The organism is Finegoldia magna, from assembly GCF_002243175.1.
Lineage (GTDB): Bacteria > Bacillota > Clostridia > Tissierellales > Peptoniphilaceae > Finegoldia > Finegoldia magna_J.
The window spans coordinates 26,495-44,345 of record NZ_NDYF01000004.1 but is presented as its reverse complement, the minus strand read 5'-3'; the positions used below and the strand labels follow the sequence as shown (position 1 = coordinate 44,345).

At 33.4% G+C, this 17,851-nt stretch carries 16 protein-coding genes; 2 read left to right on the top strand and 14 right to left on the bottom strand.

The genetic code is table 11. The features are described from left to right. Positions 1–5: 5 nt before the first annotated feature. Complete coding sequence (glmU, locus tag B9N53_RS01585) at positions 6–1,370, bottom strand: bifunctional UDP-N-acetylglucosamine diphosphorylase/glucosamine-1-phosphate N-acetyltransferase GlmU (RefSeq protein ID WP_094203412.1); 1,365 nt, start codon at positions 1,368–1,370, stop codon at positions 6–8. Between the two features lie 129 nt (positions 1,371–1,499). Between glmU and B9N53_RS01580 the strand changes: the two genes are divergently transcribed. Continuing rightward, on the top strand, positions 1,500–2,621 hold the full coding sequence (locus B9N53_RS01580) for an FAD:protein FMN transferase (protein ID WP_094203411.1): 1,122 nt from the start codon (positions 1,500–1,502) through the stop codon (positions 2,619–2,621). A gap of 81 nt (positions 2,622–2,702) precedes the next feature. Further along, positions 2,703–3,212, top strand: a complete 510-nt coding sequence (locus B9N53_RS01575; RefSeq protein ID WP_094203410.1) for a hypothetical protein — start codon at positions 2,703–2,705, stop codon at positions 3,210–3,212. Positions 3,213–3,327: 115 nt separating this feature from the next. On the opposite strand, the gene sufU is transcribed toward B9N53_RS01575, so the two are convergent. From sufU to B9N53_RS01510, 13 genes are all read right to left on the bottom strand, one after another. Then, a complete protein-coding gene (gene sufU, locus B9N53_RS01570; RefSeq protein ID WP_002835395.1) occupies positions 3,328–3,783 on the bottom strand; it encodes a Fe-S cluster assembly sulfur transfer protein SufU in 456 nt (151 codons plus the stop codon). Then, on the bottom strand, positions 3,770–5,020 hold the full coding sequence (locus B9N53_RS01565) for an aminotransferase class V-fold PLP-dependent enzyme (RefSeq protein ID WP_094203409.1): 1,251 nt from the start codon (positions 5,018–5,020) through the stop codon (positions 3,770–3,772). The genes sufU and B9N53_RS01565 overlap by 14 nt, the downstream gene beginning before the upstream one ends. Continuing rightward, the gene (locus B9N53_RS01560; protein ID WP_094203408.1) at positions 5,010–6,059 is read right to left on the bottom strand and encodes a SufB/SufD family protein; all 1,050 of its coding nucleotides are present in this window, start codon (positions 6,057–6,059) and stop codon (positions 5,010–5,012) included. Before B9N53_RS01560 ends, B9N53_RS01565 begins: the two co-directional genes overlap by 11 nt. Before the next feature lie 9 nt (positions 6,060–6,068). Then, positions 6,069–7,481: a Fe-S cluster assembly protein SufB gene (sufB, locus tag B9N53_RS01555; RefSeq protein ID WP_094203407.1), complete on the bottom strand. Its 1,413-nt coding sequence runs from the start codon at positions 7,479–7,481 to the stop codon at positions 6,069–6,071. Further along, complete coding sequence (sufC, locus tag B9N53_RS01550; RefSeq protein WP_094203406.1) at positions 7,481–8,230, bottom strand: Fe-S cluster assembly ATPase SufC; 750 nt, start codon at positions 8,228–8,230, stop codon at positions 7,481–7,483. Before sufC ends, sufB begins: the two co-directional genes overlap by 1 nt. A gap of 116 nt (positions 8,231–8,346) precedes the next feature. Next, on the bottom strand, positions 8,347–8,622 hold the full coding sequence (locus tag B9N53_RS01545) for a hypothetical protein (RefSeq protein WP_094203405.1): 276 nt from the start codon (positions 8,620–8,622) through the stop codon (positions 8,347–8,349). Between the two features lie 203 nt (positions 8,623–8,825). Next, on the bottom strand, positions 8,826–10,028 hold the full coding sequence (locus tag B9N53_RS01540) for a S1C family serine protease (protein ID WP_002835401.1): 1,203 nt from the start codon (positions 10,026–10,028) through the stop codon (positions 8,826–8,828). 162 nt (positions 10,029–10,190) lie between these two features. After that, positions 10,191–11,600 carry a dihydrolipoyl dehydrogenase gene (gene lpdA, locus B9N53_RS01535; protein WP_094203404.1) on the bottom strand — a complete coding sequence of 470 codons (1,410 nt, stop codon included), beginning with the start codon at positions 11,598–11,600 and terminating at the stop codon, positions 10,191–10,193. After that, positions 11,600–13,054, bottom strand: coding sequence for an aminomethyl-transferring glycine dehydrogenase subunit GcvPB (gcvPB, locus tag B9N53_RS01530; RefSeq protein ID WP_094203403.1), 1,455 nt, complete (start codon positions 13,052–13,054; stop codon positions 11,600–11,602). Before gcvPB ends, lpdA begins: the two co-directional genes overlap by 1 nt. 1 nt (position 13,055) lies before the next feature. Next, complete coding sequence (gene gcvPA / locus B9N53_RS01525; RefSeq protein ID WP_094203402.1) at positions 13,056–14,402, bottom strand: aminomethyl-transferring glycine dehydrogenase subunit GcvPA; 1,347 nt, start codon at positions 14,400–14,402, stop codon at positions 13,056–13,058. After that, a complete protein-coding gene (gcvH, locus tag B9N53_RS01520; protein WP_094203401.1) occupies positions 14,402–14,782 on the bottom strand; it encodes a glycine cleavage system protein GcvH in 381 nt (126 codons plus the stop codon). The genes gcvPA and gcvH overlap by 1 nt, the downstream gene beginning before the upstream one ends. A 12-nt stretch (positions 14,783–14,794) precedes the next feature. Continuing rightward, a complete protein-coding gene (gcvT, locus tag B9N53_RS01515; RefSeq protein ID WP_094203400.1) occupies positions 14,795–15,895 on the bottom strand; it encodes a glycine cleavage system aminomethyltransferase GcvT in 1,101 nt (366 codons plus the stop codon). 156 nt (positions 15,896–16,051) lie between these two features. Continuing rightward, positions 16,052–17,710, bottom strand: coding sequence for a formate--tetrahydrofolate ligase (locus B9N53_RS01510; RefSeq protein ID WP_094203399.1), 1,659 nt, complete (start codon positions 17,708–17,710; stop codon positions 16,052–16,054). Positions 17,711–17,851: the final 141 nt, after the last annotated feature.

Sequence of the window (17,851 nt, the reverse complement as noted above, 5' to 3'; positions counted from 1 at the left end):
CATTTCTATCTTTTTTTCTTATAAACCCAATCTTTTTTGTTTTCTTGGCGACTTCTTCCAATTGAAAGTGCGCCTTCTTCAACATCCTCAGTAATTGTAGTTCCACAAGCTATGAAGCTGTCTTTTTTCAAAGTCACTGGAGCAATCACATTTGAATTAGAACCGACAAACACATTGTCTTCAACTACGGATCTGTGCTTGTTCTTGCCATCGTAATTTACGAAAATCACTCCACAACCGATGTTTATATTTTCCTTCAAATCACTGTCTCCAACATAAGCCAAGTGACCTGCTTTTGTTTTGTTTCCTACAGTTGAGTTTTTGATTTCAACAAAGTTTCCGATATGAACATTTTCTTTCAAAACGCTGTTAGGTCTCAAATGTGCAAAAGGTCCGATATCTGTATTCTTTCCAACAACAGAATTTTCGATGTATGATGATTTAATAACCACGTTGTCATCGATTTTAGAATCCACGATTTCAGAGTCGCCCTTAATCAAACAATCAGATCCTATTTCTGTGTTTCCATAAATTCTGCAAGGTCCAATAATCACAGTGTCCCTTCCAATTTTTACAGACGGTTCAATAATTACAGAATCTGCGTTTGAAATTACAACGCCTTCTTCCATGTATTTTTGGTTGACTCTTTGTTTCAAAATTTCTTCGCAGAAATACAATTGGGCTTTTGTATTGATTCCATAAGTTTCGTTGACATCAGAGTGTTTGAAAGTCTTGATGATTTTGCCGTCTTTTCTGATGATTTCGAAAATATCTGTCAAATACATTTCACCTTTTGAATTATCTGTACCGATTTTTTCAATCGACATCTTCAACACATCGCCGTTCACAATCATCATGCCGCTGTTGAATTCTTTTATTAAAAGTTGTTCTTCATTGCAATCTTTTTGTTCAACAATTTTAAGCAAATTGCCGTCGTTATCTTTTACAATTCTACCATATCCAAATGGATCGTCGATTTCACTTGTAAGAACTGTTGCAACTGAATTTTGTTGTTCATGGAAATCAAAAAACTTCTTCAACGTTTCTTGCTTTATCAACGGAGTATCTCCCGTTAAAATAATAACTTTATCGTCGTCATTTATTTCATCCAAACATAATTTAACGGCATATCCTGTTCCATAAGGATACTTTTCTCCTATATTTTGTTTTACTAAATGAATACTTTCATCTAAGTTTTCTCTTAAAATATCGTAATTATTTCCGCCGACTACTATTTTTTGATCCACAAAATCACAAGCATCCATGACGTAATCAATCATAGTCTTGTTCAAAAGTTTGTGCAAAACTTTTGAGTTGTGAGATTTCATTCTAGTGCCTTCTCCGGCAGAAAGTATAATAGCTTTCTTCATTATTCATCTCCTAAAAAATTGTCATTACCATTATACTATAAAACAGGAAATTTAAAAGCATATAATGTTAAAATAAGTCAAAGATGTCAACTTTTATCTAAAATTTGATATAATGTATGTGGTGATTATATGAAAAAATTTATATTAGTATTTTTAACATTAACAATGTTAGTTGGCTGTTCTCAAAATAAAACTGAAAACAAACCAGTTCCAAAAGAACCAGCACCACAAGTAAATGAAAATGCTGAATCTTCATCTAAAGATTTTGAGAAACACGAAGCCACACTTTATGACAAATTTGACACAGTAATAAGATATAGTTTGTATACAAAATCTGAAAAAGAATTCAATGAGTATTCCAAGTTTATCAACGATGAATTTGACAGACTTCACAAACTATACAGCACTTACGAAAATTTTGATGGCGTGGATAACGCAAAGACAATCAACGATAACGCAGGAGTTAAACCTGTAAAAGTCGACAAAGATTTGTTCGATTTAATCAAATGGTCAGTAGAAGATTATTCCAAATACAATAAGAAAACAAACATTGCATTTGGTTCTGTAACTGATTTGTGGAAAGAATACAGAGACAATGCTCTGGAAAAGAAAAAAATCGAAATTCCTTCAGCAGATGTTTTGAAAGAAAAAAATCTTCACACAAGTATCGACAACATAGTTTTGGATGAACAAAACAGCACAGTTTTCTTGAAAGATAAAGATACAAGACTAGATTTGGGTGCCACTGCAAAAGGATACGCCACAGAAAAAATAGCCCAAGAAGTAGAAAAACGTGGACTAAAATCTGGAATTATCTCAGCAGGTGGAAATGTTAGAACAATTGGAAAACCAATCATAAAAGGAAAAGACAGCTGGGTAGTCGCAATCCAAAATCCTAATTTGAACGAAGAACCAGACAAACAATACGTCGCAATATTGAAAATACCAGAAACAACATCTATGGTTACAAGTGGTGATTATCAAAGATTTTACGTTTACAACAACAAAAAATACCACCACATAATTGATCCGGATACACTAAATCCAGCAGATCATTTTAAATCAGTGACAATCGTCACAAAAGATTCTGGACTTGCAGATTTCCTATCTACAACAGTATTTGTTATGAATTACGAAGAAGGAAGAAAATTAGTCGATTCATTAGATGGCGTAGAAGCATTCTGGGTATTTGAAAACAACGACATAAAATACACTGACGGCTTAAAAGATATTATAGAACTAGAAAAATAGAATCAATAAAATAGTATGATATTTTATTGAATATGTGATAGAATATTATTGTTATTAAATCAACCATAAGGAGGAATTTTTATGCACCCAATGATAAAAAGATTTGTGGATTCAGAATTTTTAGATGAACAACAAGCAGAATTCATCGAAAAAGCAATCGAAAACCACGAAAATATTATTATCTCAGGACATAGATCAACAGGAATCAGACAATTATTAGCTATTATGATGGGAATTGCTAAGAAACAATTCAAATCAGTACAAGTTAAAGGATTAGAAAGCATGGACGAAGATGCTGAATACTATTTAATTCCTGGTATCGACACAGAAGAATTCGAAGATATCGTTCAAAAAGCTTTCGATAAACCAAATTCTTCACTAATCACAATCAAAGAACCAGAACACCCATACTCAATTATGAAAATAATGAAAAAAGGTGGCAAAAATTCAGGAGATTACACAAAAGTTGTAAACTTCCTAGAAGCTCGTAAAATCGATGGCGTTCCATTCATGATTAGTACAACAAAAATGACTTACAACGAAAAACATGGAATTGACAAAGATAAAGTAGAAAGATTCAAAGCTTTCTAATAATTAAATAATTAAATTAAGAGATAACTCATTGTGAGTTATCTCTTTTTTAATAAAAAAACTGATGAAACACATATTTCACCAGTTAAAAATTTATTATCTATTTTATTGTCTATTAATCAGGAATAAATGAGCCTTCTGATTTGTCGTTTTCAAGCATATCTTTTAATGTGTACCATGAAAGAACTGCACATTTTACTCTAGCTGGTAATGTGGATATACTTTGGAAGCACACTGCATCTTTTAGAACTTTTAGTTCTTTTCTGTCAGTGATTTCTCCTTTTATCATTGAGATGAATTTGTTGCACAAGTCTATTGCTTCACTTACTGATTTGCCTTTGATTACATCACACATGATGGATGTGGACGCTTGTGATATAGCACATCCCATTCCAGTGTATGCAATGTCTTCAATTGTGTCGTCTTGAACTTTTAATTGCAATGTGATTTCATCTCCACAGCTAGGATTGTGTCCCAACTCACAATGAGTTGGATGTTCCAATTCACGTCTGTTTGATTTATCCCTGCTTTTTTCCAATATTAATTCTGTATATAAACTACCTAGTTCCAATTCTCATCAATCTCCTTACGTCTTCAAGATGTTCAATGAAAAAGTCAACTTCTTCAAATGTATTATAGAATGCAAAACTTGCTCTACATGAGAAATTCGTCTTCAAATATCTGTGAAGTGGTTGTGCACAATGGTGTCCACTTCTGATTGCAATTCCGTAACTATCCATAATACTTGCAACATCATGTGGATGGGCTTCTTTGAAGTTAAAATCTAAAACTGGAGATCTGTGAGTGTCACTTGTTGTGTATACATCGATGATGTCGGATTTTTGTTTGATTTTATCATAAGCATAATCCATCAATGCTTTTTCATAATCTCTGATGTTATCTATCCCGATTTTTTCGATGTAATCAATCGCTGTGATCAATGATTTTACTGCTCCTACATCTTGTGTTCCAGCTTCAAATCTTCCTGGCGCATCCAAGTACGATGATTTGTCTTCAAATACGTATTCAATCATATCTCCACCGTACAAGAATGGTTTTAGGTTGTTCAATAATTCTTTCTTTCCATAAAGCATTCCAACTCCCATTATGCTAAGCATTTTGTGACCTGAAAATACTAGAAAATCACAACCTAATTGTTGTACGTCAACTTTATTGTGTGGAATATATTGTGCAGAATCCACGATGCAAATACAATCTTTGTTAACTGATTTGACGTATTTTATCATTTTTTCAACTTCAGGCATAGTTCCCACTACGTTTGATGCTTGTGTTATTGAGAAAATCTTCGTTTTTTCAGTGATTATTTTCTTGAATTCTTCAAAATCCAATTGCATATTTTCTTTGTCTACATACAAGTATTTTAGTTTGGCGCCTGTTTTCTTGCACACTTCTTGCCAAGTTACTAAATTACTGTGATGTTCCATTATCGATATGACTATTTCATCGTCTTCTTTTAAATTTTCATAGCCATACGAATAAGCTAGTAAATTTAACGATTCTGTTGTGTTTCTTGTGAACACTACTTCTGAAGAATCAGTTGCGTTGATGAATTTGGCGATTTTTTCTCTTCCAGATTCGTAAACATCTGTAGATAAAACGCTTAATGTGTGTGCTCCTCTGTGAGGATTTGCATTTTCATATTTGTAAAATTCACTTACGCTATCTATAACTTGGATTGGTTTTTGGCTGGTAGCTGCATTGTCCAAATAAACTATCGGATTTTTGTATTCTTTATTCAAATACAAAAAATCCTTTCTTATATCTTCTACTTGCTTTTTATCTAACATCCAATTCCCTCTTTGCCATTTTTTCTCTGATGAAACAAAGTAGTTTGCCTTCCAAGTTTTCGTCATCTAATCTGCTTAATGATTCACTAAATTTGGACTCAACTATCATACTTTCTGCTACATCTCTGGATATAGCACGGTTCATTATATAAAATAGCATATCTGCATCTATCTTTCCTGCACTTGCTGCGTGATTTCCTATTACATCGTCTTCTCCTGCTAAAAGTATTGGAACTGACAAGCTTTTTGCATCATCTGATAACAATACTGCGTATTCTTCTTCAGTTCCTGTAGATCCCATGGATCCTTTTTTGAAATCAAGAGTTGACTTGAAGTTTTTGTAAGATGATTCTTTTAATGCACCATTTACGATACATGAAGATTTGGATTCTTTACCGAAATGATTTATTTCATAAAGCATATTCAATGAATTATCTCCATGTGTGAAGTAAATACTGTTGATATCCAAGTTAGAATGTTTGCCATTCAAATTAGCTTTTGTGTTGACATAATTGTCCTTGCTTCCTAATTCGTATTGGCTAAGGATGACGTTACTTTCTTCATCTAAGTTCAATATAACTGATTCCAATGCTGTTGTATTTTTTTCTGTTTGAATTACAAAAACTTCCACGTTACTATTTTCTTTGGCATTGATTTCTATTACTGAACTTCTGAATTTCTTATTGTCGTCATTGTCTCTGTAATCAAGTACAACTCTTAGGCTTGAGTTCTTTTCGGCAATAATTTTGTGAGTATCCAACAAAATATCATATTCTCTGTCAGTTACCAAATCGATAACTCCGAAATCTTTTACTTGATTTTCTTCTGTTCTATATTTTTTGAATAGATTTCCAGATTTTTCGTTCATATCCAAAGCTTCTTGGCACACTCCAAAATCTTTGTTGTCTAATGATTCTACTGGATCTGAGTCTATTCTGTATTCTTTTATATCTATATCTGGAATATTAATTTCTGTATCGTTGACTTTCAAATATTTGAAAGTTTTAAATCCCAGTTTATTTCCTTTAATTTGTTCCATATACAACTCCTATCCTATGCTTCCTTCTAATTCAAGATTAATTAAATTATTCATCTCAACCGCATATTCCATAGGTAATTCCTTCGCTATTGGCTCAGCAAATCCACGAACTACCATTGATTTTGCTTCTTCTTCTGGAATACCTCTTGTCATCAAATAGAAAATAACTTGATCATCTATTCTACCGATAGATGCTTCATGTCCCAAATCGACATGTTTATTCGCTATTTTAACAACTGGAATTGTATCTGATCTACTTTCGTTATCTAACATTAACGATTCACAGCTTACCGATGATTTTGAATCGTAAGCATTTTCTTTTATGTCTACTAATCCTCTGTAAACACTTATTCCGCCTGATTTAGATATGGATTTACTGTCTACATAGCTTGTAGTGTGAGGAGCTGCGTGAATCATAACAGCGCCTGTGTCTAAGTTTTGGTCGCGTCCTGCGAATGAAATACCTGTGTATTCACTACTTGCGCCTTCTCCCTTTAAGACACTTGAAGGATAAAGCATGGATACTGCTGATCCGAATGAACCAGAAACCCATTCAACCTTACCATTTTTTTCAATAATTGCCCTTTTAGAGTTCAAGTTGTACATATTACGTGACCAGTTTTCGATTGTAGAAAATCTAAGAGTAGCATTTTCTCCAACGAAGATTTCAACTGCACCAGCATGTACATTTAATGCGTTGTATTTTGGAGCTGAGCAACCTTCAATGAAGTGACAATAACTATCATCTTCTACGACAATCATTGTATGTTCGAATTGACCTGCCCCTGGAGCATTCAATCTAAAATAACTTTGAAGTGGGATTTTAACATCTACTCCTTTTGGAACGTAGACAAATGATCCACCTGACCACACTGCATAATGAAGTGCTGCGTATTTGTGTAATCTTGGTGTGATTGATTTTGCAAAATATTGTTTAACAATATCTTCATGTTCTCTAAGAGCTGTATCAAAATCTGTATATATAACTCCTTGGTCTACCAAAGATTGTTGAATGTTGTGATACACAACCTCACTATCGTATTGTGCACCAACACCGCTAAGCATCATTTCTTTTTCAGCTTCTTGGATACCTAACTTATCAAAAGTATCTCTGATTTCATCAGGAACTTCGTTCCAGTCGCTTGATCTGTCTGCATCAGGTCTGATATATGTTGTGACCTTATTCATATCAACGACACTCAAATCCGGTCCCCATTCAGGATCTTCTGAATTGTAGAATATTTCAAGAGCTTCCAATCTTTTTTCAAGCATCCATTGAGGTTCATTTTTTTCTTCTGAAATTTGTCTTACAATTTCAGGGGTCAAGCCCTCTTCGGTTTTTCTTCTAAAAGTAAATTTATTCTTGATGTCATAGATACCTCTATCCATTTCATCGACTTGTGTCTTCTTTTTAGGTGCCATTATTTCACCTCTTCTCTAATCCAATTGAATCCTTTTTCTTCAATTTGATCCAAAAGTTCGCTAGAACCTTCTTTTACGATAGTACCATCCATGATTACATGAACGAAATCTGGCTTAATCTCTTTTAAGATTTCCTTGTGGTGTGTGATTACGATTACTGAATTATTGTCATGTAAGAATTCCTTTACACCTTTTGATACAGTTCTAACAGCATCAACATCAAGTCCAGAATCAGTTTCATCAAGGATTGCTAGTTTTGGTTGTAGCATTAACATTTGTAGAATTTCGTTCTTCTTTTTTTCACCACCGGAAAAACCGACATTCAAATATCTGGAAGAATATCCATGATCAAACTCAAGTATATCCATATTATCTTCCAGTTCTTCTCTGAATTCTAAGAATCCTATATTTTCATCAGTTGTTGCTATTTTCGCAGATCTGATGAAGTTTTCTACACTAATGCCTGAAACTTCCATTGGATTTTGGAAAGACATAAAAATACCTTTTTTGGCTCTTTTATCTGTTGATAAATCCATAATACTTTCACCATCAAGTAAAATATCGCCTGAAGTAGTTTCGTATTGTGGATTATTTAAAATAACATTGGCTAAAGTTGACTTACCAGAACCATTTGGTCCCATAATAACGTGAACTTCACCATAGTTTATATTTAAATTTATATTGTGTAATATTTCTTTATCTCCTACCCTTGCGGATAAGTCTTTAATAGTTAATAAATTTTTTGACATAATAACCTCCTTACAGTTATGTAATAATTATTTATATAAGAGATTCTTATGTCCTACTATATTATACACGAAAAAAGCAAAATAGTTAAGCTTTTAAACAAAAACCTACTATTTTACTACGCGATTTCGTCTTCGTCTATAAATTCAGAATAAACTTCCTTGAAATTCATCGAACTGTCGAATTTTTCGTTGGACAAATTCCAATTCACAATCTCATGTAATTCTACGAATTCATGATCGTTCAAATCCTCTTGAATTAAATCTACATATTCCAAACATTTGTCTTTTAATTCATCAACGCTTTCCATTTCTATAAGAACAATATCTTCTTCATATATAGACACATCTGTCTTGTATTTCAAAATCATTTTTACAGAATAAATTTGCTTCAAATCTTTCTCCTCCTCAACACTCCCATATTTTATACTAATTAATTCATTGTGTAAATAGCAAAACCGAAAAATTTAGATTTTTTAGACATTTTTTAAGAATTTATTTGTTTTTTCCTAATTTAAAAGCGATAGTTCACACTACCGCTTTCAAATTTATATATTTCAAATCTCACGCAAATTAAGGAAGGAAAAAACGTGATACCTTATTTTTGTTGTAAAGTACTAAATTCAATATCCAAATCTTTAGTACTGCCATCTCTATAAACAGTTATTTTGCCCTTTTGTTGTGGCCTAACTTCAAGTAATGCTTTCTTCAAAGAACTCATTGTGTTGATTTGTTTGCCGTTAACTTTTGTAATTATATCTCCTCTAGTTACTCCGGCTTTTTGTGCAGATGATCCTTTGACAACTTCCACTACATAAATTCCCTTATCTATAGAAAGTTTTTGGCCTGTAGCTTGTTGGAAAGTTTTCACATCAACTCCACTAATTCCAAGCTTAACTCCTTCAAAGGATCCACCAGAAACTATATTGTCGACAATAGTTTTGGCTACGTTAATAGGAATAGTAAATCCGATTCCTTCTGCAGAAGCTTTGGCAGTATTTATACCGATTAGTTTGCCTTCTTGATCAAAAAGTCCACCACCACTATTTCCTGAGTTTATAGCAGCGTCTGTTTGCATCAAACCATCCATTTGTAGACCATTTTGTAAAGTGATTGTTCTATCTTTTCCTGAAATATAACCACTAGTCAATGTTGATTGCAAATCCAATCCCAATGGATTACCAATAGCAATCGCCTTGTCTCCTATTTGAACCTTGTCGCTATCACCCATTTCAACTGGTTTTAATCCAGTCATATCAGTTTTAATTACTGCAAGGTCTAGCGTTGTGTCATACCACAATAATTTTGCAGATGATTTTTTGCCATTTGTAAGCAGTACTTCTATTTTTTCTGCCTTACCATCTTGTACAACGTGTGCGTTAGTTAGAATATATCCATCTTGGCTAACAACAACACCACTTCCAACACCTTCCACAACTCTGCCTTGGAAAAACATATTTTCTTGAACACCTACAGTTGTTATACCAACTACAGAATCCAAAGATTTCTTGGCTACGGCATTTTCTGTGGAGACACTATTGTTTTTTATAGAAATAGTACTACTTTCGACTTGACCATTTTTGTTAATCGTCTCAGTAATACCAGTCATATTTTTTGCTACGAAATAGCTCATAACCAAAGAATAAATTAATAAAAATATTGTGAGTGCTTTTAACCAACCAATTTTGGGTTTATTCTTAGCTATTTCTTCTTTTATCATATTTTCGACTTTTCTTTCGCTCAAGCCGTCTCTTCTTTTTCTTATATAATCGTTGTAATCAGAGTATGGGTCCCTGTCCATATCTACACCTCCATATTTTATACTTTATCAAGCAAATGTGTTTGAACTGTGAGTAAAACGTCGCTAAAGTTTACGAAAAATCAAACTTTATATTTGACTTTTTGTAAACATTAAAAAATCCCCGTATTAATTTCTCTTGGAAATTAAATACGAGGATTCGATTTATTTGTTAGGGTTTGGCGTATTGATAGATAAGCCTTCTAATTGTTCGACAGAATCCATGAACACTTCACTAATAGTTGGGTGAGCGTAAATCATTGCTGACAAACCTTCAACTCCAACATTATTGTTCATAGCAATTGCTGCAAAGTGTATTAATGTGGATGCATCATGACCAATTATATGACAACCTAAAATCTTAGATAAATCTTTTGTAGCAACTATCTTTACAAAACCTTCTGTAGCATTCAAACTCAATGCCTTACCGTTAGCTTGATACACAAATTTGCTTGTTACATAATCTATGTTTTGTTCTTTTGCTTTTTCTTCAGTTAATCCTACAGATGCAATTTCAGGAACAGTAAACACAACTGCTGGAACTATATCCATGTTGATATTTTTTTCTTTTCCAGAAAAAACTCTTACAAGATTTTTACCTTGATTACTTGCAACGTGTGCTAGTTGAGTGTTCTTGTATACACAATCTCCGATGGAGTAAATTCCTTCGACATTAGTTTGAAGATTTTCATCCACAACAATAGCGTTCTTTTCAGTTTTAATGTCTGTGTTTTCAAGTCCAAGATTATCTATATTGCTGCTTCTTCCACTTGCTACAAGAACGTAATCCGCATAAGTTTCTTCGAATTTATCTTTGCCAACTTTTTGACTAATGATTTTAAGCCTTCCGTCTTCTTCAACAATTTTTTTAGCATATACTCCTGTTACAAACTTCAAAGTATCGCTTTTCAAGATTGATTTTAGACGTTTTTGGATTTCGCCATCTTCAGTTTTCAACAGTTTGTTACCAACTACAGTAACTTCAGTTCCAAATTGTGAATAGATTGATGCAAATTCCATTCCTATTACGCCAGTTCCGATAACAACCATTGATTTTGGAATTTCTTCTAATTCCAAAAGTCCAGTTGATGTCAAAACTTTAGGGTGGTCAATGCCTTCAATATTTGTTGGCTTATAATCTTTGGATCCAGTAGCTATGATAATTTTATCAGCTGTAAGTTCTTTAGTTTCTCCTTCTAAAGTCTTCACAATAACTGCTTTATTATCCTTAAAACTAGCTTCTCCTCTAATAAAAGTTAAATTATCGTAAGTTTTGAAAAGGTATTCAACACCACTTCTAAGTCTTTCGATAATTTCCGTTTTCCTTTGTTTAATTTTATCGGCTAATAATTTATGGTCATTAACTTCAATTCCAAAAGTTTCTGATTCTTTAATTTCTTTGTACAAATCAGCAATTTTCCATAAAGTTTTAGTAGGTATACATCCTCTATTCAAACATGTACCACCTACTTCTGCTTTTTCGATTAAAGTTACATTTAAACCGAGCTGGCATGCCCTGATGGCTGTTTCATAGCCACCAGGTCCAGCGCCGATAATAATGATATCTTTAGTCATTATTCTCCTTTTTTGTAAGTCAATATTAACTTCTTAGCAGCTTCTGTTTCATCTGGTCTTCTAACAACAGTTGTAATAGGAGCTTCTAATAATATATCTTTATTTTCTCTTGCTTCTTGTGCAATTTGTTTCATTGCAGCTACGAATTCGTCAAGAGTTTGTTTTGGTTCAGTTTCAGTAGGTTCTACCATTAATGCTTCGTGAACGATTAATGGGAAGTATACTGTTGGTGGATGGAATCCCATATCTAACAGTCTCTTAGCTACATCCAATGTCTTAACTTGTCCATCGCAATCATCCTTTAATCCACCTAATACGAATTCGTGTTTACAGATGAAGTCGTGTGGTAAGTTGTAATCGTCTTTTAATTGAGCTTGTAGATAGTTTGCATTTAATACTGCTGTAGTAGATGCACACTTCAATCCGTCACTACCCATAGTTAGGATATAAGTCAGCGCTCTCATTAAAATTCCGAAGTGACCTTGGAAGTCTTTCATTCTACCGATAGAATGTTTCATGCTGTAATCTAAGAAATATTTATCTCCGTCTTTTTCAACGATTGGTTTTGGTAAATAATCTCTTAAGAATTTCTTAACACCTACAGGACCTGCACCTGGACCTCCACCACCGTGTGGTGTAGAGAATGTTTTGTGAACATTGAAGTGGATTGCATCGAATCCCATGTCCCCTGGTCTAGCATGTCCTAAAATAGCGTTAGCATTTGCTCCATCGTAGTATAGTAATCCGCCAGCTTCGTGAACTATTTCAGCGATTTCTTTGATTTTAGTTTCAAATAAACCTAAAGTGTTAGGGTTAGTTAACATCAAACCAGCAGTTTTTTCGTTTACAACTTTTCTTAAGTCTTCAACGTCAACTACACCATTTGCGTTTGATTTAACTTCTACTACTTTGTATCCAGCCATTGCAGCTGTTGCTGGGTTAGTACCGTGGGCTGAATCTGGAACTATGATTTCATTCTTTTCAGAATTACCATTAACTTCGTGGTATTTCTTGAAGATTGTAATAGCAGTGATTTCACCATGAGCACCTGCTGCTGGTTGTAATGTCATATAATCCATTGCAGAGATTTCGCATAATGATTTTTGTAAAGTGTACATTGCTTCCAACGCACCTTGAACTTGGTAGTCATCTTGTTTTGGGTGAAGACGCGCAAGTTTTGGATTTGCTATAATTTCTTCATTTATTTTAGGGTTGTACTTCATTGTACAAGATCCTAATGGATACATACCTGTATCTACGCCGAAGTTTAGAGTTGAAAGATTAGTATAGTGACGAACTACGTCAACTTCACTAACTTCTGGTAAATCTAATTCTTCATTTGATAAAAATTCTTCTGGAATTAAGTTATCTTTTTCTTCTACGTCTAATTCAGGAAGTTTATATCCAGTTCTACCTGGTTGTGATAATTCAAATATTAACTTGTTATAAGCCATATTATAATACCTCCTTAACTGCTGCTACAAAATTGTCCATTTCTTCTTTTGTTCTCTTTTCTGTTACAGCAATAATTAAACCATTGCCACATCCATCTGTAGCTTCTTTAATGCTAATTCCAGCTAAGAATCCTTTGTCAAATAATGCTTTCTTAACTTCTTCAGTGTCTTTGTCAAAACCGATAGTGAATTCATCAAAGAATGGTTTTTCACTAAGAACTTTAACTTTGTCTATTTTCTTTAATTCTTCAAATAGATAGTGAGCTTTTTGTAATGATTGAGTTGCTACTTCTTTAATACCAGCTTTACCTAAAAGTGATAAATAAATACTTGCTGCAAGTAAGTTAACACCTTGGTTTGAACAGATATTTGAAGTTGCTCTATCACGTTTAATGTGTTGTTCTCTTGCTGAAAGTGTTAAAACAAATGATCTCTTACCGTCTTCATCAGTAGTTTGTCCTACAACACGGCCAGGGAATTTTCTAACAAATTCATCAGTAAAGCACATATATCCTAAATAAGGTCCACCATATTGTAAGTTTACTCCGAATTGTTGAGCTTCACCTACAACAACGTCAACATTATATTCAGATGGTTTCTTTAACAAACCTAAACTCATAGGATCTGCTGACATTATCAAGTAGTTTTTCTTTATAGAGTGAGTTAACTCTTCATATTTTTTTACATCTTCGATATATCCGTAATAGTTTGGAGATTGAACGATAACTGTACCAACTTCGTCAGTCATCATTTTTTCCAATTCGTCCATATCTGTTAGTAAATCTTTCATTGGGATAAATTCTACTTCAACCTTTCTATCGTGACAATAAGTCAACAAGATTTCTTTTGCTGAAGGGCTAACTGTATTAGCGCATAGAATTTTTGATTTTTTGGACTTTTGGATAGTCATCAAAGCTGCTTCTGTGATAGCTGTTCCACCATCGTATAAAGAAGCGTTTGATATTGGCATACCAGTAAGGTTTGCCATCATTGTTTGATATTCAAAAATATAGGAAAGAGTACCTTGGCTTATTTCTGGTTGGTATGGTGTATATGAAGTGTAGAATTCACTTCTGCTTGCCATTGCCGGAATTACAGAAGGAACGTATCTATCATAAGCTCCACCACCTAGGAAACAAACCTTATCATCAGTAGATGTGTTCTTAGCAAAAATTTCGTCGAAATATCTTCTAACTTCAACTTCGCTTTTTGCTTTTGGTATGTTAAGTTCTCCTTTGAATTGAACGTTTTCAGGAATATCTGAATAAAGTTCATCAGTAGAGGAAATGCCAATTGTTTTTAGCATTTCCTCAATTTCTTGATCAGTAATTGAGATGTATGGATACATTATAATTCTCCTAAGAATTTTTCGTATTCATCAGCAGTCATTAATTTAGATTCATCGAAGTCTTCAAATTTAACCTTAGCAATCCAGCTTTCGTATGGAGCTTTGTTGATGTTGCCTGGTTCGTCATCTAATTCTTCATTAGCTTCTACAACTGTACAAGCAAATGGAGTGTAAACTTCTGATGCTGCTTTTACAGATTCAACACTTGCTACAGATTCTTCTGCATCAATTTCATCATCAACATCTGGTAATTCAACGTATACGATGTCTCCTAAACTGTCTTGTGCATAATCTGCAAGACCAATTTCATAAACGTCTCCGTCTACTTTAATCCATTCATGATCTTTTGTGTACAATAAATCTTTTGCTACTTCTGCCATTTTCTTTTCCCCCTATTTTCTATCCAAAAATTTTCTTTTAACAACTGTTGCTTTAGCTGGTTTGTTTCTGATAATAACATCAACTTCATCACCTAATGCTACAGCTGATTTATCTACAAATGCATTTGCTAAACATACGCCAAATGTTGGTGAAAGGTATCCTGTAGTTACTTTACCGATAGTTTTACCGTCTTTTTGAACTTCAGCACCTTGTCTTGCAATACGTTTGCTTTGCATTTCGATACCAATAAGTTTCTTGTCAATTCCTGCATCAACTTTTTCTTGAGTTTTAGCTTTACCAACGAAGTCGTCTTTGTCCATTTTAACTGCAAATTTCAAGCCAACTTCTAATGGAGATACTTCATCTGCAAGTTCGTTTCCATATAAAGGCATTGCTGCTTCAAATCTCAATGTATCTCTACATCCAAGACCACATGGTTTAACACCTAAGTCTTTTCCTTTTTCTAATAATTCATTCCATAAGTCTACAATTGCTTCTGCAGTTGCATAAACTTCGAATCCATCTTCACCAGTATAACCAGTTCTAGAAATTAATACATCGTATTCCTTGTATTTAATGTCTTTTACAAAGTGATAGTATTCAATTTTTGAAAGATCGAATTCAACTAATCTTTGTAATAATTCTTCAGCCTTAGGACCTTGAATAGCGATTTCTGCAACAGAGTCGCTGATGTTTTTAAGTTCAACATCGAATTTATCTACATATTTAGAGATATGTTTGAAGTCCTTTTCAGTGTTGGCTGCGTTTGGAACCATTAAAAAGTCTTCATCGTTGTTTTTGTAAACTAATAAGTCATCAACCATTCCACCATCTTCATGTAATAATAAAGAATATTGGATTTGTCCATCTGCACATTTAGTGTAATCATTAGTGCAAACATAATTGATGAATTTTAAAGCGTCTTTGCCTTTTACAGTAAATTCACCCATGTGGCTTACGTCAAATAAACCAACGTTGTTTCTTACTGCTTCGTGTTCTTGTTGTAATCCTTCATAATCAACTGGCAAATAAAAACCAGCGAAGTCAACAACTTTTCCACCTAATTTTTTGTGTTCCTCATATAGAGGAGTTTTTTTTGTACTCATAAGCATCTCCTTTTACTTATAATCCTTTTCATAACTATTGTACCATAAAAGTTATTAGTATTTGTAACAAAATTTATTAATTCTCATAATAAATAAGCCTGAATTTATAGAAAATTTTTATAAATCATAATAAATTTACACAAATTCAGGCTTTAAATTTTTCTAGAATAATCCTACAACTGTACCATCATCTAAAACATCACAGTTTTCTGCTGAAGGTACTTTTGGTAAACCTGGCATTGTCATTACAGAACCTAATAGTGCAACAACAAATCCAGCGCCTCTTGAGATTTTGAAATCACTTACTGTGATTGTAAATCCAGTTGGAGCTCCGATTAATTTTTTATTATCAGAGAATGAGTATTGAGTCTTAGCCATACATACTGGATAATTGTCTAATCCTAATTCTTTGATTTGTTTTAATTTCTTCTTAGCTTTTGCACTAAATTCTACGCCGTCAGCTCTGTAGATTTCTTTTGCAATTTTTTCAATTTTTTCTTTGATTGGCAATTCAAGGTCATATAAGAATTCAAATTCGTTTTCTTCTTTTGTATTTTCAACAACGTATTCTGCTAATTCTTTTGCACCTTCGCCACCTTCTGCCCATACATCACAGAAAATAGCTCTTGTTCCGTCTGCTTCAACCAATTCAGTTAATTTCTTGATTTCAGCATCTGTATCATTTGCAAATCTGTTGATTGCTACTACTACTGGAACTTTGTATTTCTTCATGTTTTCAATGTGACGTTTAAGGTTAGCATATCCTTTTTCCAAAGCTTCTACATTTTCAACTTTGTAGTCTTCTGCTTCCCCATGATGTTTTAATGCTTTGATTGTAGCTACAATACATACCATGTTTGGATGTAAGTCGTTTCTACATTTGATATCGAAGAATTTTTCTGCTCCTAAGTCAGCACCGAAACCTGCTTCAGTTACTACGTAATCTCCAAGTTTCAATCCTAATTTTGTAGCTATTACAGAGTTACATCCGTGTGCAATGTTGGCGAATGGTCCACCATGAATAATTGCTGGAGTGTGTTCTAATGTTTGAACTAAGTTTGGTTTGATAGCTTCTTTCATGATTAACGCTACAGCACCATCAGCTTTAACGTCTTTTGCATAAACTGGTTTACCTTCTGTATCAAAAGCTATAAGAATATTTCCAACTCTTTCTTTTAAGTCTTTCAAATCTTTTGCAAGACATAAAATAGCCATGATTTCACTTGCAACAGTGATTTCGAAACCGTCTTGACGCATAACTCCGTTACCTTTTGAACCAACGCCGATAACTATATCTCTTAATTCACGTTCGTTCATGTCCATACATCTCTTAATTAAGATTTGTTTTGGATCGATGTTTAACGCATTACCTTGGTGAATGTGGTTATCCATCATTGCGCAAATTAAGTTATTTGCAGTAGTGATTGCGTGGAAGTCACCTGTGAAGTGCATGTTGATTTCATCCATTGGAACTACTTGTGCATATCCACCACCAGCAGCTCCACCTTTCATACCAAAGTTTGGTCCTAAAGATGGTTCTCTTAAAACTGAAATAGCGTTTTTGCCAATTTTGTTAAGTCCCATTGCCAAACCAACATTCATAGTTGTTTTACCTTCTCCTGTTGGAGTTGGGTTAATACTTGTCATCAAAATTAATTTCCCATCTTTTTTGTCTTTATTTTTTTCAAAAAGATTTAAATCTAATTTTGCCTTATATCTACCATATTGTTCGTAATCTTCTTCTGTTAATCCCATTTTTTCAGCTATCACGCTGATTTTTTCTAATTTCGCTTTTTGAGCAATTTCTACATCTGTAGCCATAATCATTACCTCCAAATTTTATTTATTAGCTATTAACCTAATAACCACTAAGCTATTTATACCCATATTGGTTCAATAATAACACCAAAAATCATTTTTTAGGATTTTTTTGATAATAATTATTAATTTAACGCATTTTGT

What these genes read in the sequence shown, in the direction of transcription:
- gcvPA (WP_094203402.1), bottom strand. Translation starts at nt 14,402, where the DNA reads ATGTATCCATACATCTCAATTACTGATCAAGAAATTGAGGAAATGCTA.
- sufC (WP_094203406.1), bottom strand. Translation starts at nt 8,230, where the DNA reads ATGTCAAAAAATTTATTAACTATTAAAGACTTATCCGCAAGGGTAGGA.
- B9N53_RS01565 (WP_094203409.1), bottom strand. Translation starts at nt 5,020, where the DNA reads ATGTTAGATAAAAAGCAAGTAGAAGATATAAGAAAGGATTTTTTGTAT.
- gcvT (WP_094203400.1), bottom strand. Translation starts at nt 15,895, where the DNA reads ATGCTTATGAGTACAAAAAAAACTCCTCTATATGAGGAACACAAAAAA.
- B9N53_RS01560 (WP_094203408.1), bottom strand. Translation starts at nt 6,059, where the DNA reads ATGGAACAAATTAAAGGAAATAAACTGGGATTTAAAACTTTCAAATAT.
- B9N53_RS01575 (WP_094203410.1), top strand. Translation starts at nt 2,703, where the DNA reads ATGCACCCAATGATAAAAAGATTTGTGGATTCAGAATTTTTAGATGAA.
- glmU (WP_094203412.1), bottom strand. Translation starts at nt 1,370, where the DNA reads ATGAAGAAAGCTATTATACTTTCTGCCGGAGAAGGCACTAGAATGAAA.
- B9N53_RS01580 (WP_094203411.1), top strand. Translation starts at nt 1,500, where the DNA reads ATGAAAAAATTTATATTAGTATTTTTAACATTAACAATGTTAGTTGGC.
- lpdA (WP_094203404.1), bottom strand. Translation starts at nt 11,600, where the DNA reads ATGACTAAAGATATCATTATTATCGGCGCTGGACCTGGTGGCTATGAA.
- sufB (WP_094203407.1), bottom strand. Translation starts at nt 7,481, where the DNA reads ATGGCACCTAAAAAGAAGACACAAGTCGATGAAATGGATAGAGGTATC.
- B9N53_RS01540 (WP_002835401.1), bottom strand. Translation starts at nt 10,028, where the DNA reads ATGGACAGGGACCCATACTCTGATTACAACGATTATATAAGAAAAAGA.
- B9N53_RS01510 (WP_094203399.1), bottom strand. Translation starts at nt 17,710, where the DNA reads ATGGCTACAGATGTAGAAATTGCTCAAAAAGCGAAATTAGAAAAAATC.
- gcvH (WP_094203401.1), bottom strand. Translation starts at nt 14,782, where the DNA reads ATGGCAGAAGTAGCAAAAGATTTATTGTACACAAAAGATCATGAATGG.
- gcvPB (WP_094203403.1), bottom strand. Translation starts at nt 13,054, where the DNA reads ATGGCTTATAACAAGTTAATATTTGAATTATCACAACCAGGTAGAACT.